Origin of the sequence: Mucilaginibacter sp. AK015, from assembly GCF_014200785.1 — a bacterium.
GTDB lineage: Bacteria > Bacteroidota > Bacteroidia > Sphingobacteriales > Sphingobacteriaceae > Mucilaginibacter.
The window spans coordinates 135,338-161,207 of sequence record NZ_JACHCV010000002.1; the positions used below are offsets into that span (position 1 = coordinate 135,338).

At 46.4% G+C, this 25,870-nt stretch carries 22 protein-coding genes; 11 read left to right on the forward strand and 11 right to left on the reverse strand.

Annotation, left to right across the window (positions count from 1 at the left end; all coding sequences use genetic code 11):
• Position 1: 1 nt before the first annotated feature.
• The 6 genes from ligA to HDC91_RS09795 all read right to left on the reverse strand — a co-directional run bounded on the left by ligA (position 2) and on the right by HDC91_RS09795 (position 8,525).
• On the reverse strand, positions 2 to 2,050 hold the full coding sequence (gene ligA / locus HDC91_RS09770; protein WP_255476700.1) for an NAD-dependent DNA ligase LigA: 2,049 nt from the start codon (positions 2,048 to 2,050) through the stop codon (positions 2 to 4).
• Between the two features lie 49 nt (positions 2,051 to 2,099).
• Entirely contained in the window at positions 2,100 to 2,942 is an 843-nt protein-coding gene (locus HDC91_RS09775; protein ID WP_183551419.1) for an endonuclease/exonuclease/phosphatase family protein, read from the reverse strand.
• A 132-nt stretch (positions 2,943 to 3,074) separates the two neighbouring features.
• Positions 3,075 to 5,138, reverse strand: a complete 2,064-nt coding sequence (locus HDC91_RS09780) for a hypothetical protein (RefSeq protein WP_183551422.1) — start codon at positions 5,136 to 5,138, stop codon at positions 3,075 to 3,077.
• A gap of 85 nt (positions 5,139 to 5,223) precedes the next feature.
• Positions 5,224 to 5,466, reverse strand: coding sequence for a DUF3253 domain-containing protein (locus tag HDC91_RS09785; RefSeq protein WP_183551424.1), 243 nt, complete (start codon positions 5,464 to 5,466; stop codon positions 5,224 to 5,226).
• A 148-nt stretch (positions 5,467 to 5,614) separates the two neighbouring features.
• Positions 5,615 to 6,496 (reverse strand): 4-hydroxy-tetrahydrodipicolinate synthase, encoded by an 882-nt coding sequence (gene dapA / locus HDC91_RS09790; protein WP_183551426.1) that lies wholly within the window; start codon positions 6,494 to 6,496, stop codon positions 5,615 to 5,617.
• Positions 6,497 to 6,686: 190 nt separating this feature from the next.
• Positions 6,687 to 8,525, reverse strand: coding sequence for a UbiD family decarboxylase (locus tag HDC91_RS09795; protein WP_183551428.1), 1,839 nt, complete (start codon positions 8,523 to 8,525; stop codon positions 6,687 to 6,689).
• Between the two features lie 50 nt (positions 8,526 to 8,575).
• Here HDC91_RS09795 and HDC91_RS09800 point away from each other — a divergent pair, with 50 nt between their 5' ends.
• The 3 genes from HDC91_RS09800 to dctA all read left to right on the forward strand — a co-directional run bounded on the left by HDC91_RS09800 (position 8,576) and on the right by dctA (position 11,295).
• Positions 8,576 to 9,028 (forward strand): hypothetical protein, encoded by a 453-nt coding sequence (locus HDC91_RS09800; RefSeq protein WP_183551429.1) that lies wholly within the window; start codon positions 8,576 to 8,578, stop codon positions 9,026 to 9,028.
• Between the two features lie 89 nt (positions 9,029 to 9,117).
• On the forward strand, positions 9,118 to 9,957 hold the full coding sequence (locus tag HDC91_RS09805) for a sulfite exporter TauE/SafE family protein (protein WP_183551430.1): 840 nt from the start codon (positions 9,118 to 9,120) through the stop codon (positions 9,955 to 9,957).
• A gap of 102 nt (positions 9,958 to 10,059) precedes the next feature.
• On the forward strand, positions 10,060 to 11,295 hold the full coding sequence (gene dctA, locus HDC91_RS09810) for a C4-dicarboxylate transporter DctA (RefSeq protein ID WP_183551431.1): 1,236 nt from the start codon (positions 10,060 to 10,062) through the stop codon (positions 11,293 to 11,295).
• Between the two features lie 199 nt (positions 11,296 to 11,494).
• On the opposite strand, the gene HDC91_RS09815 is transcribed toward dctA, so the two are convergent.
• A complete protein-coding gene (locus HDC91_RS09815; protein WP_183551434.1) occupies positions 11,495 to 12,262 on the reverse strand; it encodes a carboxypeptidase-like regulatory domain-containing protein in 768 nt (255 codons plus the stop codon).
• Between the two features lie 182 nt (positions 12,263 to 12,444).
• Here HDC91_RS09815 and sucD point away from each other — a divergent pair, with 182 nt between their 5' ends.
• The 6 genes from sucD (at position 12,445) to HDC91_RS09845 (ending at position 20,213) form a co-directional block, all read left to right on the forward strand.
• Entirely contained in the window at positions 12,445 to 13,320 is an 876-nt protein-coding gene (gene sucD / locus HDC91_RS09820; RefSeq protein WP_183551437.1) for a succinate--CoA ligase subunit alpha, read from the forward strand.
• Positions 13,321 to 13,544: 224 nt separating this feature from the next.
• Positions 13,545 to 15,062, forward strand: a complete 1,518-nt coding sequence (locus tag HDC91_RS09825) for a serine hydrolase (protein ID WP_183551440.1) — start codon at positions 13,545 to 13,547, stop codon at positions 15,060 to 15,062.
• 255 nt (positions 15,063 to 15,317) lie between these two features.
• Positions 15,318 to 15,692 (forward strand): methionine-R-sulfoxide reductase, encoded by a 375-nt coding sequence (locus HDC91_RS09830; RefSeq protein ID WP_183551442.1) that lies wholly within the window; start codon positions 15,318 to 15,320, stop codon positions 15,690 to 15,692.
• A gap of 671 nt (positions 15,693 to 16,363) precedes the next feature.
• Positions 16,364 to 17,338, forward strand: a complete 975-nt coding sequence (locus tag HDC91_RS09835) for a ribonucleoside-diphosphate reductase small subunit (protein ID WP_162429329.1) — start codon at positions 16,364 to 16,366, stop codon at positions 17,336 to 17,338.
• A gap of 135 nt (positions 17,339 to 17,473) precedes the next feature.
• Positions 17,474 to 19,849, forward strand: coding sequence for a ribonucleoside-diphosphate reductase subunit alpha (locus HDC91_RS09840; RefSeq protein ID WP_183551445.1), 2,376 nt, complete (start codon positions 17,474 to 17,476; stop codon positions 19,847 to 19,849).
• A gap of 157 nt (positions 19,850 to 20,006) precedes the next feature.
• Positions 20,007 to 20,213, forward strand: coding sequence for a cysteine-rich CWC family protein (locus tag HDC91_RS09845; protein ID WP_183551448.1), 207 nt, complete (start codon positions 20,007 to 20,009; stop codon positions 20,211 to 20,213).
• Positions 20,214 to 20,673: 460 nt separating this feature from the next.
• Here HDC91_RS09845 and HDC91_RS09850 read toward each other — a convergent pair whose 3' ends face one another.
• A complete protein-coding gene (locus HDC91_RS09850; protein ID WP_183551451.1) occupies positions 20,674 to 21,012 on the reverse strand; it encodes a hypothetical protein in 339 nt (112 codons plus the stop codon).
• Positions 21,013 to 21,167: 155 nt separating this feature from the next.
• On the opposite strand from HDC91_RS09850, the gene fabG reads away from it, so the two are divergent.
• Positions 21,168 to 21,911 carry a 3-oxoacyl-[acyl-carrier-protein] reductase gene (gene fabG / locus HDC91_RS09855; RefSeq protein WP_183551454.1) on the forward strand — a complete coding sequence of 248 codons (744 nt, stop codon included), beginning with the start codon at positions 21,168 to 21,170 and terminating at the stop codon, positions 21,909 to 21,911.
• Between the two features lie 187 nt (positions 21,912 to 22,098).
• On the opposite strand, the gene HDC91_RS09860 is transcribed toward fabG, so the two are convergent.
• Both HDC91_RS09860 and HDC91_RS09865 read right to left on the reverse strand, forming a co-directional pair.
• Positions 22,099 to 22,275, reverse strand: a complete 177-nt coding sequence (locus tag HDC91_RS09860) for a histone H1 (protein ID WP_129876789.1) — start codon at positions 22,273 to 22,275, stop codon at positions 22,099 to 22,101.
• 288 nt (positions 22,276 to 22,563) lie between these two features.
• Entirely contained in the window at positions 22,564 to 23,715 is a 1,152-nt protein-coding gene (locus tag HDC91_RS09865; RefSeq protein WP_183551457.1) for a hypothetical protein, read from the reverse strand.
• A 103-nt stretch (positions 23,716 to 23,818) separates the two neighbouring features.
• On the opposite strand from HDC91_RS09865, the gene HDC91_RS09870 reads away from it, so the two are divergent.
• Positions 23,819 to 24,556, forward strand: a complete 738-nt coding sequence (locus tag HDC91_RS09870; RefSeq protein ID WP_183551460.1) for a DUF5020 family protein — start codon at positions 23,819 to 23,821, stop codon at positions 24,554 to 24,556.
• A 47-nt stretch (positions 24,557 to 24,603) separates the two neighbouring features.
• Here HDC91_RS09870 and HDC91_RS09875 read toward each other — a convergent pair whose 3' ends face one another.
• Positions 24,604 to 25,842 (reverse strand): pyridoxal phosphate-dependent aminotransferase family protein, encoded by a 1,239-nt coding sequence (locus tag HDC91_RS09875; RefSeq protein ID WP_183551463.1) that lies wholly within the window; start codon positions 25,840 to 25,842, stop codon positions 24,604 to 24,606.
• Positions 25,843 to 25,870 lie beyond the last annotated feature (28 nt).

Genomic DNA, 25,870 nt, shown 5'->3' on the forward strand with positions numbered 1-25,870 from the left:
TTTAACCGATCATCGCCAGTAATTCATGATCGCTGATTATCGGAATATTTAGCTTATTGGCCTTTTCCAGTTTGGCAGGGCCCATATTTTCGCCGGCCACAAGGTAGCTTAGCTTGGCAGATATACTGCTCAATATCTTACCGCCATTTTGTTCAATAATATCCTTCAGCTCATCACGCGAGAATTTCTCAAACGTGCCCGATATGATAAAGTTTTGCCCGCTTAGCTTATCACTTGCCAGGGTCACCTCTTTTTCTTCGGCTACAAATTGCAGGCCGGCGGCTTTTAGTTTTTCAATTTCATGCCGGTGATCTTCATCCGCAAAGTAATCGGTAATGCTTTCGGCGATACGGCCGCCTATCTCCTCGGCAGCCATGAGTTCTTCGGCATTTGCCGCCATCAGCTTATCTATGGTTTTGAAATGAGCTACCAGTTTTTTGGCAACGGTTTCGCCAACGTAACGTATTCCCAGGCCAAACAACACCTTTTCAAATGGCTGCTGCTTTGATTTTTCAATACCATCCAGCATGTTGTTAATGGATTGTTCGCCAAAGCGGTCCATTTGCTTTAACTCGTCAATGTGATCTTGCAGATGATAAAGGTCGCTTATATGCCGTATAAAACCGCGGCTATACAGTGTATTGATGGTTTCGTCGCCCAGGCCGTCGATATTCATAGCTTTACGTCCAATGAAGTGCTGCATTCTCCCTACAATTTGCGGCGGGCAGCCCTCATCGTTGGGGCAGTACCAGGCAGCTTCCCCCTCGGTGCGCAATAGTTTTGTGTTGCATGCGGGGCAGTGGGTTATGTACTCAATTGCCCTTGCGCCGGGTTTACGCTTATCTAAATTTACGCTTATAATTTTGGGGATGATCTCGCCGCCTTTCTCCACATAAACGGTATCGTGCTCATGCAATTTAAGTCGCTCGGTGATTTCGTCGGCATTGTGCAGGGTGGCGCGTTTAACGGTTGTGCCTGCCAGCAAAACTGGCTTGAGGTTGGCTACCGGTGTAACGGCCCCTGTGCGGCCTACCTGGTAAGTAACGGCAAGCAGTTCGGTCTCTACCCTTTCGGCCTTAAATTTATAAGATATGGCCCAACGCGGAGATTTGGCGGTATAGCCAAGCTCCTGCTGCTGCGAATAATTGTTTACTTTGATAACTATCCCATCAATGTCATAGCTCAGGTTATGGCGCTCGGTATCCCAGTGAGCTATAAAATCTAACACACCGTTAATATCTTTTACCAGGCGGCTATGGTTATCTACATGAAAGCCCCAGCCTTTAACAGCTTCCAGGCTTTCCCAATGCGTTTTAAATAAGGGCCTCTCGGTATAAAGGCCGTACAGAAAGCAATCCAGCGGCCGGCGGGCAACCTCGGCCGAGTCCTGCAGCTTTATAGTGCCCGATGCAAAGTTGCGCGGATTAGCGTACGGTACTTCGCCGTTATCAACACGCTCTTTGTTTAGCCTTTCAAATGCTTTTAAGTGCATAAACACCTCGCCGCGTATCTCAAACAGATCGGGATAATCGCCCTCACCCAGTTTTTTTGGTATGCTATGTATCGTGCGTACATTGGTGGTTACCTCATCCCCCTGGGTGCCGTCGCCACGGGTAACAGCACGTGCCAGCTTGCCTTGTTCATAAGTAAGGCTCATAGACAAACCGTCGAACTTCAATTCGCACACATATTCAAAATTATCGCCAATGGCCTTACGTATACGCTGGTCAAAATCTACCAGTTCCTGCTCGTTATAGGTGTTACCTAACGATAACATTGGCCAGCGGTGCTTAACCGTCACAAACTCCTTGGTGATATCGCCGCCCACCACCTGTGTAGGCGATTCCGGATCGGCAAATTCTGGAAATTGCTTTTCCAGTTCGTTTAAATACTCCAGCTTTTTGTCGAATTCGTAATCAGAAATAGTAGGCATGGCCAGCACATAATAATTATAAGTGTGCTGTTTCAATTCGGCAGTGAGGGCCTTAATTTGCTCTTTGGGCGACATGTAACGAAGATAATTTTTTTTAGTTAATAGTCGATAGTCCATAATTCATAGTAAATGTTTTTGACTATGGACTATGTCTATAGGCTATGGACTAGTATTCCATTATAGCTACTACCGGATAATGATCTGACGGGGCGCGGCCATGGTATGTATTAGTTAATATCCCGTAGCGTTTTACTTTAAACTGTTTGGTCACAAAAATATGGTCAATGCGTTTATCGCCAGCGGTATTAACATCAAAGGCATTAAAAGTATTGTTTGGCGCCAGTTTTATAGGAGCCAGTACGTAACTATCTTTTAGTAATCCGGAATTATTTATAACCGCGTAACTATCGGATGTTTGATCTACGTTAAAGTCGCCGGTAAGGATGGTTGGCATGTTCCCCGCCATCTGCCTGATCTTCGCAAGTACCAGTTTAGCACTTTCCTGGCGGGCAACCACGCCTATATGGTCCATGTGCAGGTTAAAGAAATAGAACGTAAACCCGGTTTTTGATTCCTTAAACTGCGCCCAGGTGCAAATACGCGGCAATGCCGCATCCCAGCCGGTATTAGGCCTATCAGTAATGGTCGACATCCAGAAGTTACCTGTTTTTAATATTTTAAACCTGTCGACTTTGTAAAAAATAGCGGAGTGTTCGCCGCCATGCTTGCCATCATCACGGCCGGCACCTACCCATTTGTAGCCGGGCAAGCTATCGGTTAACTCCACCAACTGATGATACTTGGCTTCCTGCGTACCAAAAATATCCAGTTCCTGGAATTGTATTAGCTTGGCTGCCCACGGGAAACGCTGCCCCCAGCCGTTGCCCGCGGTCGAGTCGCCTTTATTAGCGTAACGCAGGTTATATGTACCTATGTTTAATTGTTGAGCATGAACCAATGAAGCTGTTACGGTCAACAGCAAAAAGATGAGCGTTAATTTTATCTTCATAATAGATGGTATTGAAGTGCAAGTATAACAAACTATGTTAACCGGGGCGAAAACAGCAGGTAAAAATCTTGTTCCAATTGGCGGGTATCACAAGAACTGCACACTACGCTACAATCAACTAATCAACACTCTCTAAACCTCCCCTTCGCGTTTTCTCAGGAACCATTCTGTGCTTAGCAGCAGCAGTATCAGTACAAAAACCCACCATACATCTATCAGGTCGCTGTAACGCTTGTCTTCATAAACCACGGTTTTAACGTTTTCGTTCTTGCGGATCAGGTCGGCAAGTTTATTTAGTTGCGATGGCAGCAGCATTTGTCCGCCCGATCGTGTGGCCATATCGCGCAGTAGGCGGTGGTTGGCGGTGCTTTGGCGTGCTTCCAGGTTTAGCTGTTTAACGGTTAATTGCCCGTTTGCTGCAAATTGTTGTTTACCGATGGTGGTTGTGGCCTGATAAGTGTAATCCCCAACCGGCAAAGTGCCCGCGTTAAGCTGGTAACCTTGCCCGCTACGGGTAAACAGGAAGCTGTAATTTTTTCCCGATTGGCTTTTCAGGTTTATCTTCACATCCGGCGTGTTGATCAGCTCCAATGCGTCGTTGTATAATTCGGCATTCAGCAACACGTTCTCACCTTCGTCAAAAACATTTTTTGACGTGTACACCCTAAACCGTTGACGATTGGTGTTGGCCGTTAGGTATTGTACCGTTTGGCTTAATAGTTCCTCAATAGCGTGGTGATTACCGTATTCCCGGTATTCGGCAAGTTGCCAGCGCCACAGGCCTTCTCCGGTAAGCACAGCCAGCCTGCGCCCGCCTTCGTCATTAAAGGCCAGCAGCGGATAATTGGTTTCTACGTTGCCTATCTTTTGCTTTAACAGTACCAATGCGGTTGGCGAGGCTGTATAGCTGCCAAATTGCCCTACCAATGGCGGCATTTTGCTTAGTTTAAAGCGTGTTGAATCAGTAAGCGTAAAAGCCGCAAATGTGCTTACGGGCACGGCGAAGGTCTCCTGTATTTGCTGCCCGTCGGCGTTTGCCTGCACTGTTTTTTGATTGCTGTTAAATGCCTGTATGCCGGCCTGCGTACCCGCTATATGCCACACCGGCGTTTTGCTTTGCAACAGGTTTTGCAGTTTATCATAACTATTGGCAGAAAGCTGGTACAGTATAGCCAGTGTATATTCACCCATTTTTGCCGGGACTACATCACTTACCAAACTCGTTTTTACCTCGAAATTTTTATTGCTTTCTATAGCCTGTTTAATCACGCTTATATCGGGGTGCGGACTGTCATAAAGCAGCAGTATCTTTTGCCGCGCATCAAGCACATCCACATAAATAGTTTCGGTGTTGTTTTGTAGCGAAAGCTCATTTTTAACCGGTGCTAAATTAATGGTAAACTTACGGGTACCCTTTTTATCGGCGTTTAATTTCAGCGGTATCACCTTTTTAAACGCTGCCGATGCTATCGCGATGCTTTGTGCGTACACTTGCCGGCCATCTTCAGTTATGGTGAGGCGCATTTTTTCGCCTGCGCTTTGGTAGGCTTCGGCCAGTATCTCTACCTCAAAATCGTTACCCAAAAACGCGGTCTTGTTATAATTTAGGTTGCCTATAAGCAGGTCGCGGTGCGGGGTAGTGTCGCCGAGGGCAATAGTGTAAATATTTGTTTTAATGTTACGGGCTTCGTATTGCGGATCAGCGCCCAGATTATACAGCCCGTCGGTAGCCAGCACCAGCGCACCTATGTTTTGGTTTACAAAGCGCTCGTTCAACTGGTGCAGTGCTTCTGAAATATCGGTTTGCCTGCCGTTGTAAGAATTTGAGAGGCCACCCTTCAGGTCTTTATCGAAATGAAATTGGTGGACTTCGTAACTGTCGCCGAGTTCTGTTTTTAAGGCCTCCCCCCAGTTTGCCGGAAGCGCATTTTTTCCAAACAATCTTACAGATTCGGAATTATCCTGCGCTATTACTATCACCGGCTTTTGCGGCTGGTAGCGGGTGGAGCGTACCAAAGGCGATACGATGAGCATCGATAATATAAAAACAACAAGAGCCCTGAGGGCGAATAAGGCGTAGCGCATACGCTTATCCAATTGCACCGGTTTTCGATACATGAGCCAGGCATAAACCAAGCCCAGCACCATACAGGCAGGAACCCACCACCCTGAAACCGATCCCCAGGATAACGACATTAGCTTAGTAAGTATTGAGTGGTGAATAGTGAGTTAAGGCACATAACATCCATACCCGCAAAATGCGAAATTATTATGGAATGGGTTAATTAATTTTTATGCGGATTGGCCCCTTAATGTGCTCAACATCTACCGGCCGGCCCTTTTGCGTTATAGCCACCTTACCTGCCTTTTGCAAGGCTATTGCCTCATTGCGCACCTCCTGCATATGTTTACGCCAATTTGTTGGGAATAAGGCCCGGGCAATTTCGCTCGGGCAAACGGTTTTATCAGGCCCGCGTTCGGCCGCCATGGTTAGGATGGTTCGGGAGATGGATGTTTCCGGCATTATGTTATAACAAGTAAGGCCAGCTTATGCTTGTCTTACTTGTTATAATTCGAGTTATGCCCGATTTACTTCGACGCCTCATTTACAGATAGCACACGCCGGCAAATTCTTGGGAAGGCCCCCCGAACAAACTCAGGATGACAAGTGGTTATTCTCCTATTAATCCTATCTGATTCTTTATCTTCTCAACAGCATCGGCGCTGACAGGCACCAATGGTAAGCGCAAAGTATCACCGCAAACGCCTAAAGTTTTTAAGGCCGATTTTACGCCGGCCGGGCTGCCCTCGGCAAACATCAGGCGGGTAAACTCTATCATGCTGTAATGCGCCGTGTGTGCGCCTTTAAAATCACCTTTAAGGCATTTACGTATCATATTGCTGAACTGCTTTGGCAGCGCATTGCCTACAACAGATATTACGCCAACGGCGCCCATTGCTATCATCGGCAGGCTTATCGGGTCGTCGCCGGATATTACCAGAAAGTCTTCCGGTTTATCGCGAAATAGCTGATTAAGCAACTCAAAACTACCCGATGCTTCTTTTATGCCTATGATGTTCTTGAAATCATTTGCCAGCCTAACGGTAGTTTCGGCACTTACTGATGTACCGGTGCGGCTGGGTACATTGTATAATATAATAGGGAGCGGTGCAGCTTCGGCTATTGCTTTATAGTGCTGGTAAATGCCCTCCTGCGTTGGCTTATTATAATGCGGACTGGCCGATAGTATGGCATCATAGCCGGTGGTATCAAAAGCTTTTATATCCTCAACCACATCCAGCGTATTGTTGCCTGCTACGCCGGCTATCAATCCTACACGCTTATTCACGGCTTTGGCAGTAAAGGAAAATACCTGCTTCTTCTCTTCCTTACTTAATGTGGCGCTCTCGCCGGTTGTACCAAGTGATACCAGGTATTCTACCCCGCCATCAATCAGGTGGTCTATCAGCTTTTGCAACGCATCATAGTCTACCTGTCCATCTGCCTGAAAAGGAGTGACCATCGCAACTCCTGTTCCGTGAAATTTGTTCATGTGCCTGAATGTTATAAGGCTGCTAAGATAATAAAATGTGCAGATGTGTAGATATGCAAATGTGCAGACCATCAAAACCATGTCGTTGCGAGGAACGATAGCGGCGCGGTGATCACCGGTACTTTAGCGGACTTTTCTATCGAAGATTGCCACGCTACGCTCGCAATGACGCTTAATTAACCAGGAAGGCTTATATCACCCCGTGCAGCGCCCCACCCTTTTCGCCCATCTTATCCACCAGCTTTTCTATTGCCGGGTCGCGCTCAAGCACCGGGGCGTGATGTGGTTTTATGCGGGCATCAATAATAAGCGGACCGTTACAGCCCCAGTGCTTATGCTCGGTAAAGCTGTTTATGCCGTAGATATCGTGGCTTGGGTTGCTGCGGGTAAATGTTACCCACACAAAGTTATTCAGGTTTTGCGCGGTAAAACCGGCATCGTTGCATAAAACCATCAGCGTCAATCCGTTTAATTCGGCGTCGCCAAGATGCTCCTGTAATATCTCCAGCATTAGCGGCATATCACTTGCGCGGATATTTTTTGGCACTTCAACCGCCAATACACCCGGCATTACCATTTTGTAATTCACAAACGGCCTTGGCAGCGTAAACGACGATGGCAATTCGTTCCAGAGTTCCCGCTTGATATCGCCGGCAACGGTGATGGCAACCTTGCTGCCGCTGTTTAGCCCGTCGCCGCTATAATCAAGCGTATCAATGGTGGTGCGGGTATGAAAATGCAGGTCGCGGGTTAAGTCGACGCGCTGCAAAATGTGTTTCAGGAAGCCGCCTATATCATTCACATCCAAATTAGGGTTATCCTCTTTTGCCGCAATGAAAAGGTATTTGGCAAGGCTCAATTGCCCCTTACCCAAAATATGATTCGCTACGGTAATAATCTCCTGCGGGTGGCGCTCCTTTACATATGGCGTGTAACGCTCGCTGCCGATGGCAAACAAAAGCGGGTGGACCCCGGCGGCATCAACCGCGTTAACTGCATGCAGGCCGGGTATCTCTTTAGGCAAGGCATTGCCGGTAATATCATGGATCAAAGCGCCGAAGCTGGTATCCTCCTGCGGCGGCCTGCCCACTACCGTAAACGACCAGATGGCATCCTTGCGGTGATAAACATTATGTACTTTCATCAGCGGGAAGGGGTGCTTTAGGCTATAATAACCTAAGTGGTCGCCAAAGGGGCCTTCGGGCTTATTCTCCATCGGCATAACAGTGCCGGTTATCACAAAGTCGGCATCGGCCGAAATACAAAAACCCTCGTCATCATAAAAATATCGGAAACGACGATTACCCAACGCGCCGCCAAAGGTCATTTCAGATAAACCTTCGGGCAGGGGCATAACAGCAGCCACAGGGTGCGCCGGCGGGCCGCCTACAAATATGCTTACCTTTAAAGGCTGACCTTTTGCATTAGCCTTGGTTTGATGCACACCAATGCCCCGGTGCAGCTGGTAGTGCAGGCCGATCTCCTTATCCTGCACGTAGTCGTTACCCGCCAGCTGGATGCGGTACATACCCAGGTTGGCATTCATGATCCCGGGCATATCAGCATCTTCGGTATACACCTGCGGCATGGTTACAAAGGGGCCGCCGTCTTTTGGCCAGTTCACTATCTGCGGCAGATGGCTTATCCGCGTTTTACCAAAGCTTATAGGCGCATCTTTACGTACTTTCATGGGCAGGGCCGATAGTGCGGTCAAGGCCGTGTTGGCATATTTAAAAGGATGCTTTATGGCTTTTATAGGGTCGTTTTTGATGTCAACAAGCGTTTTGATCTTATCCAGCGTATCCCTGAAAATAAACCGCGACCTATCCAGCGTGCCAAACAAATTTGATACCGCCGGAAACTTACTCCCCTTCACATTTTCGAACAAGATTGCGGGTCCTTCGTACTCAAATACACGCAGGTGTATGGCCGCCATCTGCAGGTACGGATCCACTTCTTCCTTTATGCGGATAAGGTGGCCGTTCCTTTCCAGATCAGTAATGCAGGCTTGTAAACTATTGTATCCCATTTAGCCCCAAAGATATTATACATTTTAATGTTTTTGGCGATATTTAGCTTATGAAACCACTTATAGTTTTGCTGGCCGTGTTTGCCGTAAGCTGCCTGGCTACTTTTGTGGCAGGCCACCCGGCAGATTATTATTTTTGCGGCAGGCTGGCCATGGGGGTAATGCTGATGTTTACAGCAACCGCGCATTTTAAATTCACCAAAGGCATGGTACTAATGCTGCCTACTTTTGTACCGTTTAAACAGGCCGTTATCTACATAACCGGATATATAGAGATATTGGCCGGGATAGGCTTGCTGGTTAAAGCGGTGCGCGGGCCGGTAGCTTTGTTTGTTATTTTCTTTTTGGTGATATTACTGCCTGCCAACATCCATGCAGCCCAAAACAGAGTGAACCTTGAGAAACCCGATGCCTGCGGAAATGGCTTGAAGTACCTCTGGTTCCGGATACCGCTGCAATTGTTTTTTATTGCCTGGGTGTACTATTTCGGGGTGATACACTGATCTTAAAATAAGTTAGACGATAGATTTACTTCCTTTTTATCATTAAAAAAGTTATATTACTTTTACGGTTCAAATCAACTGAACGCCGTATGTCGGTACTTGTTTTCACTGTAATTATACTTATTGGGGCCTATTTTGCCGGACTGCTTGGCTCATTAACCGGGCTTGGCGGCGGGGTGGTAATTATACCCTTACTTACGCTTTTATTGGGCGTTAACATCCACTATGCCATCGGCGCCTCATTGGTTTCGGTTATCGCCACTTCGTCGGGCTCGGCAGCGGCGTATGTAAAAGAAGGTATCACCAACATAAGGCTGGGCATGTTCCTTGAAATTGCCACCACTATTGGGGCGCTCACAGGTGCACTGGTAGCGGTATATATCCCTACCCAATATATAGCCATATTATTTGGGGTGATACTGATACTGTCGGCATTAATGTCGTTACGTAAAAAAGCGGAGACCATTATTTCGAAACCTACCTACCTTGCTGCAAAACTAAAGCTATACGGCAGTTACCCTAACGGTAATGGTGAACAAGTTGAGTACGGTGTTACCCATGTTGGCGGCGGCTTTTTTATGATGCTTTTTGCAGGTACTATATCGGGCTTGCTGGGCATTGGCTCGGGCGCTTTAAAGGTTATAGCCATGGATACCATCATGAAGATCCCCTTTAAGGTATCAACCACCACCAGTAATTTCATGATAGGCGTTACCGCCGCGGCCAGCGCGGTGGTTTACCTGCAAAGGGGGTACATCGATCCGGCCATATCCATGCCGGTTGTAATAGGCGTTTTACTGGGCGCCATTACCGGGTCGAAAATATTGGTGCATACCAAATCGTCGCGGTGGCTGCGGTGGGTGTTTGCCATAGTGGTTACCTTTTTAGCCGGGCAAATGATCTACAACGGCATTACGGGGAAATTGTAGTTGTTGGGCGGAGAGCGGTGAATAGTTGCAATATACTATATTTAAATTTTCTATTTAACTTGTAACCCTTACCAATAAACCATTCACCACTCACCAGCAGCAATGAAACGCCTTATCACTAATTTAACTTTTCAGGTAATTGTTGCCATTATATTAGGTGTGCTTGTGGGCCTGTATTTCAAAGGCTTTGCGCCAACGGCGCAACTGATCAGTAAGATATTCATCAGCCTGATCACCATGCTGATCGCCCCTATTATCTTCTTCACCATTGTACTGGGTATTGCCGGCATGAGCGATATGAAAAAGGTAGGGCGTGTAGGCGGCAAAGCCCTGTTATATTTTGAATTGGTTACTACACTGGCCCTTATCATCGGCGTTACGGTAGCCAACGTAATGAAACCCGGAGCCAATTTTATTAATAACCATGTTAAGGTTGATACAAGCAAGCTCGCGGGGTATGAAAAGGCCGCTTCTGAGATGAAATGGGGCGATTTTATCGCCCATATTGTGCCTGCTAACGCTTTCGAGGCGTTTGCCAAAGGCGATATTTTGCAGATACTTTTCTTTGCCATATTATTCGGTTTCGGTTTAAGCCGGATGGGTGCTGCGGGCGAATCAGTGATCACGTTGTTTGATAAGCTGTCTAAAGTTTTCTTTAACATTATGCGGATAATAATGAAAGTGGCCCCTATTGGCGCTTTCGGCGGGATGGCGTATACTATAAGCACCTACGGCCTGGCCACGCTTAAGCCGCTGGCCCTACTAATGGGGTCGGTTTACATTACCATGTTCCTGTTCATTTTTGTGGTGCTTAATATCATTTGCTACTTGTTTAAATTTAGTCTGTGGCAATATTTAAAGCATATTAAAGAAGAGATATTGATCGTCCTGGGTACTTCGTCATCAGAATCCGCCCTGCCGGGGATGATGGAAAAGCTGGAAAAATTTGGTTGCTCCAAATCGGTAGTAGGCTTGGTTATCCCCGCAGGGTACTCCTTTAACCTGGATGGCACGACCATTTACCTGTCCATGGCGACCATATTTTTGGCGCAGGTGTTTAAGATAGACCTTTCGATAGAGCAGCAGCTTACCATTATCGGCATCCTCATGATTACCTCAAAGGGTGCAGCAGGGGTAACCGGCAGTGGTTTTATTGTGCTTACCTCCACACTGGCGGCCATAAAAATAATCCCGGTTGAAGGCGTGGCTATCCTGTTAGGGGTCGACCGCTTTATGAGCGAAGCACGGGCAATAACCAATGTAATAGGCAATGGTGTAGCAACTATTGTGGTGGCAAAGAGTGAAAAGGAATTTGTAACGCAGGAATTAAATGGCTAATATTTTATACATTATATTAACCATATTGAAGGCCGCTGTTATAATTTATGCGGGTATATATGTTGCCAGAAATATACGGCCGGCCTTTAAAAGTAATGATAGAAAACAATTAAGGAAGATCGTAAAGCTAATCTTGCTCACTTTTCTGTTTGTATTGGTATTAACAATCATAGAATTTGGAATTGCCCTCAATGGATAATCATTCTGTGTCGCTATCCACCTTAAAACCCGGCTTGGTTATCTTCTCCTTTACAGGTTTCTCTTTAAATTTCCTGAAGCTATCTTTGATATAAAATATCAGGTTGTAATCCGTCATGGCATCTATCTGTGCGGGGGTGGGGCGGTATTCATTCATAAAGTCGTCCAGCGTATCGCCTTGCAGCCCCGTTATCCCGCCTGCAAGTTTCCGGGTAAAGCGCTGGTTGGTATGGTCTTCCCGCTCGTACCGCAGCATAGTTTGCTGCAGCCGGTACGCCCGCGTTTTCTTTTTCGTGAGCGATTTAAACAGCGACAATACATCTATGGTAACAAAGGCAAAGGGCACATTTACGGTGGTTGGCCGCATAATTTCGGTAAAGGCGGGTCCTTTAAATGCAAACTCTTTGGCAAACTGCTTGCGGTTGTTCGTGCTATCGCGCAAGTAATTGCGTTTGGCTACAATAGCTACCTCGTTCAACCTGATCGAAGCTGTTTCCAGTTCTATCAGCTTTAACTTACCACTCCACGGACTAACCGGCAGCGTATAAGTTTTATAGCCCATTGTTTTTATGCGCAGCGTGTCGGCGACTTTTGTTATCCGCAGCGTAAATGCGCCCTGCTCGTTGGTCATGGTGTTGGTGGTTGATGCCGATACAATAACATATTCAACCGGATTGCGTGTTTTTTTATCGATAACAAAACCTGTAACCAGCTGCGCGCTCGCGTTGATGCAAAGGAGTAACAGTGTGGCAGATAGCAGGTATTTCATGCGGCAGTTAAATATACGGGTATAATAGCGCTGTAAAATTGATTTAACACATTTTAACAAGGATACTCCGCAGTAAATATCCCGCTAACTGATAACACAAATGTAATTTTTGAAAATTTAACCCATTAGCAGGATTGAGGGCGAAATTTTTTTTAGCTTTGCCCTACAAAAATCAAAAGCCGATGAGCGTTCTCGTAAATAAAAATTCTAAAGTTATAGTACAGGGTTTTACCGGTAAAGAAGGCACTTACCATGCCGAGCAGATGATTGCCTACGGCACACAAGTGGTTGGTGGTGTAACACCAGGCAAAGGTGGCCAAAGCCATCTGGACAGGCCGGTTTTTAACACCGTTAATGATGCGGTTGACAAAACCGGTGCTGATGTATCTATTATTTTTGTACCCCCTGCTTTTGGCGCTGATGCTATTATGGAGGCCGCCGAAGCCGGCATAAAGGTTATTGTATGTATTACCGAAGGCATCCCTACAAAGGATATGATTGCGGTAAAAGAATATTTAACTGATAAGGATAGCCGCTTGATTGGCCCTAACTGCCCGGGCATTATCACCGCAGATGAAAGCAAAATTGGCATTATGCCGGGTTTTATCTTCAAAAAAGGCAATGTTGGTGTGGTTTCAAAATCGGGCACACTTACTTACGAGGCGGTTGACCAGGTTGTTAAAGCCGGTTTAGGTATTACTACCGCGATCGGCATCGGGGGCGACCCCATCATTGGTACGCCAACCAAAGAAGCTGTTGAATTATTAATGAACGACCCAGAAACACACGGGATCATTATGATAGGTGAGATCGGTGGCGGCATGGAAGCAGATGCTGCGCGCTGGATAAAAGAAAACGGCACCAAGCCAGTTGTTGGCTTTATTGCCGGCCAAACAGCGCCTCCGGGCCGCCGTATGGGCCACGCGGGTGCTATTGTTGGCGGTGCCGACGATACTGCTGCCGCTAAAATGAAGATCATGCGCGAGTGCGGTATCCGTGTAGTAGAATCACCTGCCGAAATTGGCGCTGCCATGGCAGAAGAATTGGCGAAGAAATAGCGTCAGGACTTTTAGTGTCAGGAATCAGGATAAAAGAAAATCCCGGTCAATATTTGGCCGGGATTTTTTTCTTTGGGGCCACTATGTCATTGCGAGCGATAGCGTGGCAATCTCATAGGACAAGCGGATATCCTGAGGTGCCACGTCACTACTTTCCTCGTAATGACATGTTATATAAAAATCCTTAAATTCGTTTCATCCCGGTTCAGACAAAAATTGCCGCTATGAAAAAATACCTCACCCTTTTTCTCTTCCTCTCCACCACAACCTTCGCCCAATACAAACCGGCCGCTTTTAACGATCCCGACAGGCTTAAAAAGATTGAGGATACCTTCCCGGTGATAGATCAATTGTATAAAGACTACGCGGAAAAGAACCACTGGCCGGGTATGGCCTACGGTGTTTTGGTTGATGGTAAACTGGTGCATACCGGCAATACAGGTTATACCGATATAGATGCAAAAACGCCGGTAACCTCGCAGTCGGACTTCCGTATCGCCAGCATGACTAAAAGCTTAACCGCAATGGCTATCCTTAAACTTCGCGATGAGGGCAAACTTAAATTGGACGACCCGGCATACCTATACATCCCCGAGATGAAGAATAACAAATACCTTACTAAAGATGCAACCCCGGTAACCGTCCGCCACTTGCTTACCCATTCGGCGGGCTACCCCGAAGATAACCCTTGGGGAGACAGGCAGTTGGCGGTATCTGATGCGCAGCTGATAGATATTTATAAAAAAGGTGTATCGTTTTCTAGTAACCCCGGGCATGGATACGAGTACAGCAACCTTGGTTTCGCTACTTTGGGGTACATTATCAAAAAAGTATCGGGCAAAACGTACGAGCAATACATCAACGATAATATTTTAAAACCCCTGGGCATGACCCATACCTATTGGGAATACACGCAGGTGCCCAAACAGCAGTTGGCCCTGGGGTACCGCTGGCTTGATGGCAAATGGGTGGAGCAACCCCTGCTGCACGATGGCGCATACGGCGCTATGGGCGGCCTGATAACCACAATTGAAGATTTTAGCAAGTACATGGCCGTGCACATGAACGCCTGGCCTATGCGTGATGATGCCGAGACCGGTCCGGTTAAACGGAGTTCGGTCCGCGAGATGCAATACCCCTGGGATGTAAGCTATTTAAATGCCAATGCGCGCACCACCACCGGCAGACTTTGCCCAACCGTATCAGCCTATGCCTATGGCCTGCGCTGGGCTAAGGATTGCGACAACCGCGTGTATGTTGGCCATACAGGCGGCTTGCCCGGCTTTGGCAGCAACTGGAACATCCTGCCCGACTATGGCGTGGGCGTGGTTTGCTATGCCAATTTAACGTATGCTAACGCAGGCAGGGCAAATAGTATTGCTTTAGATACTTTGCTGGCCTTATCAGGAATTAAGCCCCGCACGCTGCCGGCATCGCAGATACTTACACAGCGCAGGAACGAACTGGTTAAACTGCTGCCCAACTGGAATAATCCACAGGCCACAGACATTTTTGCCGACAACTTTTTTATGGATTACTTCCCCGATAAGCTGAAGGCCGAAGCGCAGGATGTTTATGCAAAGGCAGGTAAGATATTAAGTGTGGGCGAAGTAGTACCCGAGAACAACCTGCGCGGCTATTTTATGATACAGGGCGAAAAGGCGAATATTAAAGTATCATTCACTCTAACGCCTGAGAACCCACCGCTGATTCAGGAATATCATATTACCCAGGCCCCCTAATCCCTGAAGGGAAACCTGCTTTGTTATGCTGAACGAGAGTGAAGCATCTATCGCCGACATACAAGTTTGCGAATAGATCCTTCGTTCCTCAGGATGACAAATCCCGAATAGTCAACCCTATGTAAACATGCTCCTGCCAAACAAAATTCGCCACCAAATTGTCGTATATTTATATAGAACGAAGTGAGAGACGAAGCTCAAATCGCTATCCCGATAGCTATCGGGACATAAATCATCACTAATTCACTATATAAAATGGCATACAATCAATTAACCCCCGAAGAAGAATATATCATATTACATAAAGGTACCGAGCGCCCGTTTACCGGCGAGTTACTTAACAATAAGGCCGAAGGCGTATACGTTTGCAAGCGTTGCGATACACCGCTGTACACCTCCGAATCGAAATTTGAGTCGCATTGCGGCTGGCCAAGCTTTGACGACGAGATACCCGGCGCAGTAAGGCGCGAAACAGATGCGGACGGCCGCCGTACCGAGATACTTTGCGCCAATTGCGGCGCGCACCTGGGCCATGTTTTCGAGGGCGAATACCTTACCCCAAAAAATGTAAGGCATTGCGTAAACTCCGTGTCCATGAAATTTGTCCCTGTTGCCGAGCTGAAGAAATAAGCGGTAACTAACTGGTCTGAAAATTGAACCCAGCAGGTTATAAAACCCGGCAGGGACCTTTCTTTTTCCACATGCGATTTTATTAAAAAACACGGTGGGTTTTGGTGGGTTTTCTGCGTGCAAAAACGGCCTTCCCAAGGTCTTTTCCCTTAGGCATTCCGCTGATTTTTAGGGCAATTAAGAACATGTTTATATCCTGCAAATTTTTTTGAAATTTTATTTAACGTTAATTCAATAGCCGCGTAAAGAGCCGATAAAGCACTGTTGTTTAGCTATTTGATTTTTTTGTCATCGCACAATAATTTTAATATCGCTAAATAATTTGTGGACAACTTATAGGGGATGTTAAAAACTTAGACTAACATGCAATTACATGTTGCCCTATCTTTGAAGTACAAGTTCTTTTAACGCTATCTATGTTATCGATATTTCTATCATAACAGAAAAGAAGACCATGATAAAACATGGGCTAATGTGCAACTAAAAATAGTTAAGAAACGATTAGTGCGGGGGTGTAAAAGCGAGTAAAATAAACGCGAAAAAAAGCAAGTTTTCGCCTTTTTAAATGAAACTCGCATGGTACACCTGTCTATTGTCGGCTCGGTACAAAAGCGGTTTCATCGATACGTTAACAGGGTAAAGAATTTAAAAAATATAATATATACGTCGTCATGCAAGAGGAAACCGAATTACTTTTAAAGGAGAACAAAGACCGCTTTGTGATCCTCCCCATTAAGTACCCCGCTATTTGGGAAATGTATAAAAAAGCCGAAGCCAGTTTCTGGACAGCCGAGGAGATAGACCTTTCGGACGACATGAAGCACTGGGAGAACTTAACCCCTGGTGAAAAACATTTTATATCGCATATCCTGGCGTTTTTTGCAGCAAGCGACGGTATTGTAAACGAAAACCTGGCCATCAACTTCATGAGCGAGGTGCAGCTGCCCGAGGCGCGTTGTTTCTACGGTTTCCAGATCATGATGGAGAATATCCACTCAGAAACTTACGCCCTGCTAATAGATACCTACGTTAAAGACCCGGCAGAAAAAGACCGCCTGTTCCACGCTATCGAGACAGTGCCTTGTGTGGGCAAGAAAGCCGAATGGGCTTTAAAATGGATAAACAACGGCACATTTGCGGAGCGCCTGGTTGCCTTTGCAGCGGTAGAGGGCATCTTTTTCAGCGGCAGCTTCTGCTCTATCTTCTGGTTTAAAAAACGTGGCCTGATGCCGGGCCTTACCTTTAGCAACGAGCTGATATCGCGCGACGAAGGTTCGCACTGCGAGTTTGCCTGCCTGCTATATGGTATGCTGCAAAATAAACTATCAACAGAGGCGGCTACCAAAATTATTACCGATGCGGTTGAGATAGAAAAAGAATTTGTGAACGACGCGTTACCGGTAAGCCTGATAGGCATGAACGCTAAAATGATGAGCCAATACATTGAGTTTGTGGCCGATAGGTGGCTGGCCGAACTGGGTTACCCTAAGGTTTACAATGTATCATGTCCGTTTGATTTTATGGAGATGATAAGCCTGCAGGGTAAAACCAACTTTTTTGAAAAACGCGTTGGCGATTATCAAAAAAGTGGCGTAATGAACAGTACTGCCGAGAGCAAAGCGTTCTCGCTCGATGAGGATTTTTAAGGATTGAAAACTGAAAAAACTCGAAAAAATTAAAGAAAATTCGAGAAAATTCGGGGTGATTTATCTGAAATATTAAACTAACTAATTAAAATAAAATACCCCTGCCGGGTTGGCAGGGAATAAGGAGGTGGCAAAATGTTCGTAGTAAAAAGAGACGGAAGAAAAGAGTCGGTAAAGTTCGACAAGATCACGGCACGTATTGAAAAACTGTGCTATGGGTTTAAACTGGTTGACCCAATTGATGTGGCAAAAAAAGTAATTGAAGGTTTGTTTGATGGTGTTACCACCTCCGAACTGGATAACCTTGCAGCTGAGACGGCGGCATCGTTAACCACCAAGCACCCCGATTATGCTTTGCTTGCATCGCGTATAGCGGTATCAAACCTGCACAAGAACACCACCAAATCGTTCTCTGAAACCATGAAACGTATGTACGAGTACGTTGACAAAAAAACCGGTAAAAATGCCGCTTTACTGGCCGATGATGTTTACGAGGTGATTATGGCCAATGCCGATATCCTGGATAGCAGCATTATTTACGACCGCGACTTTGGTTTTGATTACTTCGGTTTTAAAACACTCGAAAAATCGTACCTGTTGAAAATAGACGGTAAAATTGCCGAGCGCCCGCAGCACCTGTTTATGCGCGTATCGGTAGGTATCCACAAGGATGATATAGAAAGCGCCATCAAAACCTACAACCTGATGAGCGAGCGCTGGTTCACCCATGCTACGCCAACCTTATTTAACGCGGGCACACCAAAACCACAAATGTCATCGTGCTTTTTGCTGACCATGAAAGACGACAGCATCGAAGGCATCTACGATACCTTAAAACAAACCGCCAAGATATCGCAAAGCGCAGGTGGTATTGGTTTAAGCATCCACAATGTAAGGGCTACAGGCTCGTACATCAGCGGCACAAACGGCACCAGCAACGGTATCATCCCGATGCTGAAAGTGTTTAACGATACCGCACGTTATGTTGACCAGGGCGGCGGCAAGCGTAAAGGCGCCTTTGCTATTTACCTGGAACCATGGCATGCAGATATATTTGAGTTTTTAGACCTGCGTAAAAACCACGGTAAGGAAGAAATGCGCGCCCGCGACCTGTTCTACGCCCTTTGGGTATCTGACCTGTTTATGCGCCGTGTTGAAGCCAACGAAGAGTGGACCCTGTTTTGCCCGCACGAAGCACCGGGCCTGGCAGATTGCCACGGTAAGGAGTTTGAAGAGCGTTACGAGCGTTACGAAAAAGAAGGCCGCGGACGTAAAACCATTAAAGCGCAGGAACTTTGGTTTGCCGTGCTTGATGCACAGGTAGAAACCGGTACACCATACCTGTTATACAAGGATGCTGCCAACGCAAAATCAAACCAGCAAAACCTGGGTACCATCAAAAGCTCGAACCTGTGTACCGAAATTATGGAGTACACTTCTGATAAGGAAGTGGCGGTTTGTAACCTGGCATCATTAGCGTTACCACGTTATGTGATCAATGGCGAGTTTGACCATGCTAAACTATACGAGGTAACTTACCAGGCTACCATAAACCTTAACAAGATAATTGATAACAACTACTACCCTGTTGAAGAAGCGCGCTATTCAAACCTGCGCCACCGCCCTATTGGTTTAGGTGTACAAGGTTTGGCCGATGCCTTTATTTTGCTGCGCTTACCGTTTGAGAGCGACGAAGCAAAACAATTGAACAAAGAGATCTTCGAGACCATTTACTTTGCTGCCATGACGGCTTCAAAAGACCTGGCCATTAAAGACGGCGCTTACGATACCTTTAAAGGGTCGCCGTTATCTGAAGGTAAGTTCCAGTTTGACCTTTGGGACGTAAAACCTGCCAGCACCCGTTGGGACTGGGATAACCTGCGCCTTGACGTAATGAACCATGGCGTGCGCAACTCGCTGTTAGTAGCGCCGATGCCAACCGCATCAACATCGCAGATATTGGGTAATAACGAGTGTTTTGAGCCATACACCTCAAACATTTACACCCGCCGTGTATTAAGCGGTGAGTTTGTAATAGTGAACAAACACCTGCTGCGCGACCTTGTTGACCGTGGTTTATGGACCAACAACATGAAAGACAGGATCATCAGCGCCAATGGTTCTATCCAGGATATTGCCGAGATACCTGCAGATATCAAGGAACTGTACAAAACTGTTTGGGAAATTAAGATGCGTAACATTATAGATATGGCCGCCGACAGGGGCGCTTATATCTGCCAGTCGCAATCGTTAAACCTGTTCATCAACTCACCAAATGCCTCAAAACTTACTTCAATGCACTTCTACGCATGGAAGAAAGGGCTTAAAACAGGTATGTACTACCTGCGCACACAAGCGGCATCGCAAGCGGTTAAATTTACAGTTGAGAACCAGGGTGGCGGCAAAAACATGGAAGCCGTTATACCCGAAGTTGTTGCCGACAGCAACGACGAGATACCGGCAGGCCCAACCTGTTCAATGGAAGAAGGTTGTGTTACCTGCTCTGCATAAATAGCCTAATACTATATAGATTATAAGTAGCCGGAAAGTCAGAAAGTCCGCATAAGTCCGAAAGTTGAAGATGTTTTCTCATCTTTGCTTTCGGACTTTTTTATTACAACAATATCTTACGGACTTGCGGTCTTTCCCGACTTCCGGACTCAAAACAATGCTCATCTCCCCCAAACACGAAATACTCCACTGCGACCGCTGCCGGGCTCCTTTTGAATGTAAAGCAAATTCATTCACCAGGTGCCAGTGCAGTACTGTGCAGCTAACCATTAACGAGGTGCAGTACGTAAGCGAGCTATACGACGGCTGTCTGTGCGCCAATTGCCTGTTGGAGTTGCAGAAAGAGTATCAGGAGGGGTTGTAACATAGCTAAAAAGCAGAGGCCTTGTGCGATTCCCTCCCAACGGGAGGGTGCAAGGAGGGGTTTCGCCGCTTTGTGCCCCCCTGCCATTACACACGCCAGCCGCACCCCTCCCCAAGGAGGGAATTATGATCTGCCAACATAAGGGCAGGAAAGTAGCATAGCAGAGGCCTTGTGCGATTCCCTCCCCACGGGAGGGTGCAGGGAGGGGTTAATAAATCAGACTAACCCCTCCCGCCAATACACGTACCGCCCGCACCCCTCCCCCGTGAGGGAATTGGATCTTCGGTTGTTGGTGTACACTAACATGAGTGAAAGTTATAAATAAGAGTGGAGCCGGGGGCTTGTGCGGAGCCCCCTCTTGAGAGGTGTGTAGTGTGTGTATATTACGCGTAAACACACCCCTGCAGCCGCACAGCCTTTCGCGCCCCATCTCAAGAGGGGAACGGCATTAGGAGTTATCTTACAGCTTATCCTTTACATACACCTCGCCCTTATAAGGCTCAATTACCGAGTGGAAGCTGTAACCGGCCACATGCAGCAGGTAATAGGTCATGATATCGCACCAGCAGATCTCGTCATGAAACATAGGTACTTTGGGAAACTTGCCTTCCTGTTTGCTTTCTTCTTTGTTGTAGTTGTACTCGCCATCGTGCTTGCGTATCCATTCTTTAAACAGGTCCATCTCTGATGGTTCGGAGAATACGATCTTGAAAAAGGTTTCTTCAGTAACGTCCTTCAGGTCGTCGTTCATGTAATGGTGATACTTATGGCGGTGGCGGATGATCTTTGCGGTTAACATGTTGTTGTACTATTGTGTATTAGCCTAACAACAAACTTGGGCAAGCGTTTGAGGCGAGGCAAATTTTGTTTGCTTTACTGATGTTACGGCGCGCCCGCTTCCGTCTTTCGCGCTAATTCCATATCTTCACCCACTGTAAAACTCATACTTAAATTATGAAACTACTTGAAGGAAAAACGGCACTCATCACTGGTGCATCAAAAGGCATAGGCCGCAAAATAGCAGAGAAATTTGCCGAGCACGGCGCTAATGTGGCCTTTACATACTTATCATCTGTTGAAAAAGGGCAGGCGCTTGAGCAGGAACTGCAAAGCTTTGGCACACAGGTAAAAGGGTACCGCAGCGATGCCTCGAAGTTTGAGGAAGCCGAAAAGCTGGTTACCGATATCGTTGCCGATTTTGGCACTTTAGATATCGTAGTGAACAATGCCGGTATCACCAAAGACGGCTTGCTGATGCGCATGACCGAAGAACAATGGGACGAGGTACTTAACGTAAACCTGAAATCGATATTCAACGTAACCAAGGCAGCATCCAAGATAATGATGAAGAACCGCAAGGGGGTTTTCATTAACATGAGTTCGGTAGTGGGTGTGCAGGGCAACGCCGGGCAGGCCAACTATGCCGCTTCAAAGGCAGGCATCATCGGGTTCTCAAAGTCGGTGGCCAAAGAGCTTGGCTCGCGTAACATCCGCACCAACGTGGTAGCACCGGGCTTTATCCGCACAGAAATGACCGAAGTTTTAGACCCTAAAGTAGTTGAAGGCTGGGCAGCGGCTATCCCGCTTAAACGTGCCGGCGAAACTGAAGACGTGGCAAACGCCTGCGTATTCCTGGCGTCAGATATGGCAGCCTATATTACTGGGCAGGTGATACCTGTTGACGGCGGAATGTTGTAGCTGCAAGTTGAAAGTACAAAGTTGAAAGTCCGTGCCATCCTGAACTTGCTTCAGGGGCTCATCCGGTCGGCTTGCCCGGACGCTGAAAACCCGGCATAAAACAATAGAAATAATCAACAAAAAATCCGGATAGCTTTAACTACCCGGATTTTTCTATTAAAAGTAAAATAACCTTTCGACTATTTTGTTACGCTTTGTTTTTCGCTTCCTGAACTTCAAGACGGATCGACTGCGCTAAGTTTTTCAGGTCTTGCATACCTTTACGAACGCGTGTGCCGGCAGCACTGTTGCCTTTGTTATAAAATTTGTCGGCATCAGCTTCCAGCGATGCAACCAGTTCTTTTACTTCAGTAAATTTTTTCATTGTGAATGCTCCTTTAATTTTTGAGGTTTATTGTTTTAACTTAAGCTAATCTAAAGTGTTTTTATTTAAAAAAAAACTTTTACGATATAAAAATAGTGCCTTTAAAGTGGTTTTTTTCCACATTTCACCGTTTTTTATTACCGTAAAACCACGCCAATGCTCATTTAAAAATCGCCTGTTTATTAAAATTTTAAGTATTTGAATAATTAGTTACATCATAGGCAATTTTATTTGTCAAATATTCAAATAATTACAACTAATGAGTTTGTTAGTTACAACCTAAGTAAGTTATTCACAATTAGCTGTTTGCATTATAAATTTTTTGACAGTAACCGGTACCACGGGTGTGTTGGGCACCCTGCCTTTTAAGGCAAACAATGCGATATAACGCGGTTTAAACGAAATATCTTTTGCGGCTACCTCTTTAAAAGCGGCGTTAGGCGTATTGCCCCCGGCGTATAAAAACCGGTAATGTTTGTCGGTCCCTTCAATGCGGAGGGCGGTATATTTCAGATTGTCTGCAAGCGTTGGTTTAAGCCTAATGCTATCTAAAAGCATTACTGTTGAATGTGCAAACTCTTCGGGCTTGTTATTTTGCCCTGCCGACACGATTGCTTGTACCAACACTTCCTTAGGCTTATTATACCCGCCAAACATATCATTGTAAGCTAAAGAAACCCTTACACTGGGGCTGTTTAGGGTGGTATCTTCTAAAAGCAACAGCCCGGCCTGCTGCCACTCGGCCATGGGTACAAAGTTCTGCATTTGAAGTTCGGCGTTAAAACAACCGTCGGGCAGCGCATGTACAAGCAAATTTTTTATTTCCGGCGGCGTGTTCCCGTCGGGCCAGTTATCGCCTTGCAAAGTGAACAGTGTTAAACTGCCGGGCCTGCCTGCCCTTTTTGCCCAATAAGCGCTATCCTTACCCAATACGCTCCATCCTGTATTTGTAAGGTGCATGGCGCTCAGGTCGGCAAAATCCTCATTAACAGATAACTCATGCTTGCCACGGAACCAAAGGAAAGCTGCAGCCGTAAACACAAGTACCAGCACGGAAGTGAATAAGATTTTTTTATTCCCGGATGGCTTATCCGCGCCCGCCAGGGTTAAGTTTTTACTGCGGTACATAAACCAATACGGGTGGTGTCCTTCGTCGTTCTTACGGGCTATTTCGTTAGTGTATGGCGCTTGCAGTACGTACCGTGCCAGGGTATCCATAGACGCGACGGAAGGGTTCTCGTCCCGACTTTTATCCAACACAAAAAACGAATAGTTTTTTAGGCTGCGCCAGCCAATAGTTAAGCCCGTTTTCTCAAAGATCTGCTGATAAAAGAGCTTGCTTTCGGTCTCGCTTATTGCGCCGGTAAACAGCTTGTTAAAACAGCGCGCATAGGCCTCGGCGTATAATTTTGCAAATACAACAAAGTCGGGGTCTTCCATTACTCAAATATACAATTCCGTTACGTTTCCGTTACGTTACCGCATTATCTCGCCTGTCCGGAACATTTTTGTGCGATCTAAGCAAACTTAATAATACGGACTAATGAAACATCTAACGGTTATTTTCCTCGTGCTCTACGCCTTGCAGATCAAAGGCCAGTCGTTACAATTACATTACGATGCCAGGCACGCTATTGACCCTGCAAACAATCCTAAAAACTTTGTTTCGTTCCAGTTTGAGTATCTGAAACAATTAGACACGGGCAAAACATTTATAAAGCCCGGCACATTTCTTTTAAAGCTGCAGGCGGATATGTCGGGAGATCAATCCAGCATTGGTAAGTGTTATATGCAGGTATCGCAGGAAGTGCGCTTTTGGAAACCCCGAATTTTTATAAACCTGCAATACAGCGGCGGCCTGGGCGTTACCTACCCCCGGCAGTATAGCTACTATATACAAAACACTTACCAGGTTGGTGTAAGTTATCCGTTTAAAATAAGAAAAGGATACTTTAGCAGCGTTTTAAATTACAAGTATATATCCTATAAAAAGCCAAGTCACGACTTTTTTTACACGCTTTATTTCTACCAGGGGTTATGGAATTATAAAGTTGAGTTTGCGGGCGATTTTTCTTTTGGCACCGAAAACAGAAACCATGGCGATGAATTTACGGCCAGCCTGCATGGCAAGCGTTTTATATTTTTTGCCGAGCCGCAGTTATGGTATAATATTAATAAAACCGTAGCCTGTGGTACCAGGCTCAATCTTTATTATCATATACTTAGCCCTGATAACCGCACCCAAGCGTACCCGACACTGGGGATAAGGGCTAAATTATAAACTAAAAGCCCCGCAATAATGCAGGGCTTTATGATGCCATAAATATACTAAGATGCAATTGCCATTTTATAATGCCCCTCCTGCAACTTCGCCGAAACGGCGCTAAAGGCTGTTAGCGTGTACTCTACATCCTGCAGGCTGTGCATGGCGGTAGGTATCAGCCTAATCATGATCAGGCCTTTTGGTATTACCGGGTAAACTACAATTGAGCAAAAAACACCGTACTTTTCGCGCAGTTCTGTGGTTAAGCTGGTGGCTTCGGTAAGGTCGCCTTTTAAAAATACCGGGGTTACCATAGTGTCGGTTACACCAATATCAAAGCCCTGGGCTACCAGGCCCTTTTGCAGCGCTTTTGCAATTGTCCAAAGTTTCTCGCGCAACTGCGGGTTTGTTTTTAACAACTCGAACCGCTTTTTCAAGCCCATCACCATGGGCATAGGCAATGCCTTGGCAAACGTTTGCGACCGCATGTTATAACGCAGGTAATTGATGATGCCGGTATCGGCGGCTATAAAGGCCCCTATGCCGGCCATAGATTTTGCGAAGGTACCGAAGTAAAGATCTACCCCTTCCACGCAGTTTTGCGCCTCGTGCGTGCCCGAACCGGTTTTACCCATGGTACCAAAGCCGTGCGCGTCATCAACCAAAAGGCGGAAGTTATATTGCTGTTTATATGGTATGATCTCCTTTAGCTTACCCTGCGCGCCCGACATGCCAAAAACGCCCTCGGTTATTACCAATATACCGCCGCCTGTAGCATCGGTTATATGGCGGGCATGCTCCAGCTGTTTTTTAAAGCTATCCATGTCGTTATGCCTGTAAACAAAACGCTTGCCCATATGCAGGCGCACACCATCAATTATACAAGCGTGCGATTCGGCATCGTAAATGATCACATCGTTACGGTCAACCATCGCATCAATGATAGACACCATACCCTGGTAGCCATAATTAAGCAGAAAAGCGGCTTCTTTGCCTACAAATTCGGCCAGGCTATCTTCCAGCTCTTCGTGGTGTTTGGTATTGCCCGACATCATCCTGGCGCCCATGGGATAAGCCATACCATAATCGGCGGCGGCCTGTGCATCCGCTTCGCGCACTTCGGGGTGGTTGGCCAGGCCCAGGTAATTATTCAAGCTCCATACCAGTTGTTTTTTTCCGTTAAATATCATGTGGGGGCCTAACTCTCCTTCCAGGTTGGGGAAAGAGAAATACCCATGCGACCACTTTTGGTGCTGCCCGATAGGGCCGCCCATATTTTTGTTTATCTTATCAAACAAGTCCAAGGTGAGTTTCTTTTTGTTAAATGCTGTA

What these genes read in the sequence shown, in the direction of transcription:
- ligA (WP_255476700.1), bottom strand. Translation starts at nt 2,050, where the DNA reads ATGGACTATCGACTATTAACTAAAAAAAATTATCTTCGTTACATGTCG.
- HDC91_RS09775 (WP_183551419.1), bottom strand. Translation starts at nt 2,942, where the DNA reads ATGAAGATAAAATTAACGCTCATCTTTTTGCTGTTGACCGTAACAGCT.
- HDC91_RS09780 (WP_183551422.1), bottom strand. Translation starts at nt 5,138, where the DNA reads ATGTCGTTATCCTGGGGATCGGTTTCAGGGTGGTGGGTTCCTGCCTGT.
- HDC91_RS09785 (WP_183551424.1), bottom strand. Translation starts at nt 5,466, where the DNA reads ATGCCGGAAACATCCATCTCCCGAACCATCCTAACCATGGCGGCCGAA.
- dapA (WP_183551426.1), bottom strand. Translation starts at nt 6,496, where the DNA reads ATGAACAAATTTCACGGAACAGGAGTTGCGATGGTCACTCCTTTTCAG.
- HDC91_RS09795 (WP_183551428.1), bottom strand. Translation starts at nt 8,525, where the DNA reads ATGGGATACAATAGTTTACAAGCCTGCATTACTGATCTGGAAAGGAAC.
- HDC91_RS09800 (WP_183551429.1), top strand. Translation starts at nt 8,576, where the DNA reads ATGAAACCACTTATAGTTTTGCTGGCCGTGTTTGCCGTAAGCTGCCTG.
- HDC91_RS09805 (WP_183551430.1), top strand. Translation starts at nt 9,118, where the DNA reads ATGTCGGTACTTGTTTTCACTGTAATTATACTTATTGGGGCCTATTTT.
- dctA (WP_183551431.1), top strand. Translation starts at nt 10,060, where the DNA reads ATGAAACGCCTTATCACTAATTTAACTTTTCAGGTAATTGTTGCCATT.
- HDC91_RS09815 (WP_183551434.1), bottom strand. Translation starts at nt 12,262, where the DNA reads ATGAAATACCTGCTATCTGCCACACTGTTACTCCTTTGCATCAACGCG.
- sucD (WP_183551437.1), top strand. Translation starts at nt 12,445, where the DNA reads ATGAGCGTTCTCGTAAATAAAAATTCTAAAGTTATAGTACAGGGTTTT.
- HDC91_RS09825 (WP_183551440.1), top strand. Translation starts at nt 13,545, where the DNA reads ATGAAAAAATACCTCACCCTTTTTCTCTTCCTCTCCACCACAACCTTC.
- HDC91_RS09830 (WP_183551442.1), top strand. Translation starts at nt 15,318, where the DNA reads ATGGCATACAATCAATTAACCCCCGAAGAAGAATATATCATATTACAT.
- HDC91_RS09835 (WP_162429329.1), top strand. Translation starts at nt 16,364, where the DNA reads ATGCAAGAGGAAACCGAATTACTTTTAAAGGAGAACAAAGACCGCTTT.
- HDC91_RS09840 (WP_183551445.1), top strand. Translation starts at nt 17,474, where the DNA reads ATGTTCGTAGTAAAAAGAGACGGAAGAAAAGAGTCGGTAAAGTTCGAC.
- HDC91_RS09845 (WP_183551448.1), top strand. Translation starts at nt 20,007, where the DNA reads ATGCTCATCTCCCCCAAACACGAAATACTCCACTGCGACCGCTGCCGG.
- HDC91_RS09850 (WP_183551451.1), bottom strand. Translation starts at nt 21,012, where the DNA reads ATGTTAACCGCAAAGATCATCCGCCACCGCCATAAGTATCACCATTAC.
- fabG (WP_183551454.1), top strand. Translation starts at nt 21,168, where the DNA reads ATGAAACTACTTGAAGGAAAAACGGCACTCATCACTGGTGCATCAAAA.
- HDC91_RS09860 (WP_129876789.1), bottom strand. Translation starts at nt 22,275, where the DNA reads ATGAAAAAATTTACTGAAGTAAAAGAACTGGTTGCATCGCTGGAAGCT.
- HDC91_RS09865 (WP_183551457.1), bottom strand. Translation starts at nt 23,715, where the DNA reads ATGGAAGACCCCGACTTTGTTGTATTTGCAAAATTATACGCCGAGGCC.
- HDC91_RS09870 (WP_183551460.1), top strand. Translation starts at nt 23,819, where the DNA reads ATGAAACATCTAACGGTTATTTTCCTCGTGCTCTACGCCTTGCAGATC.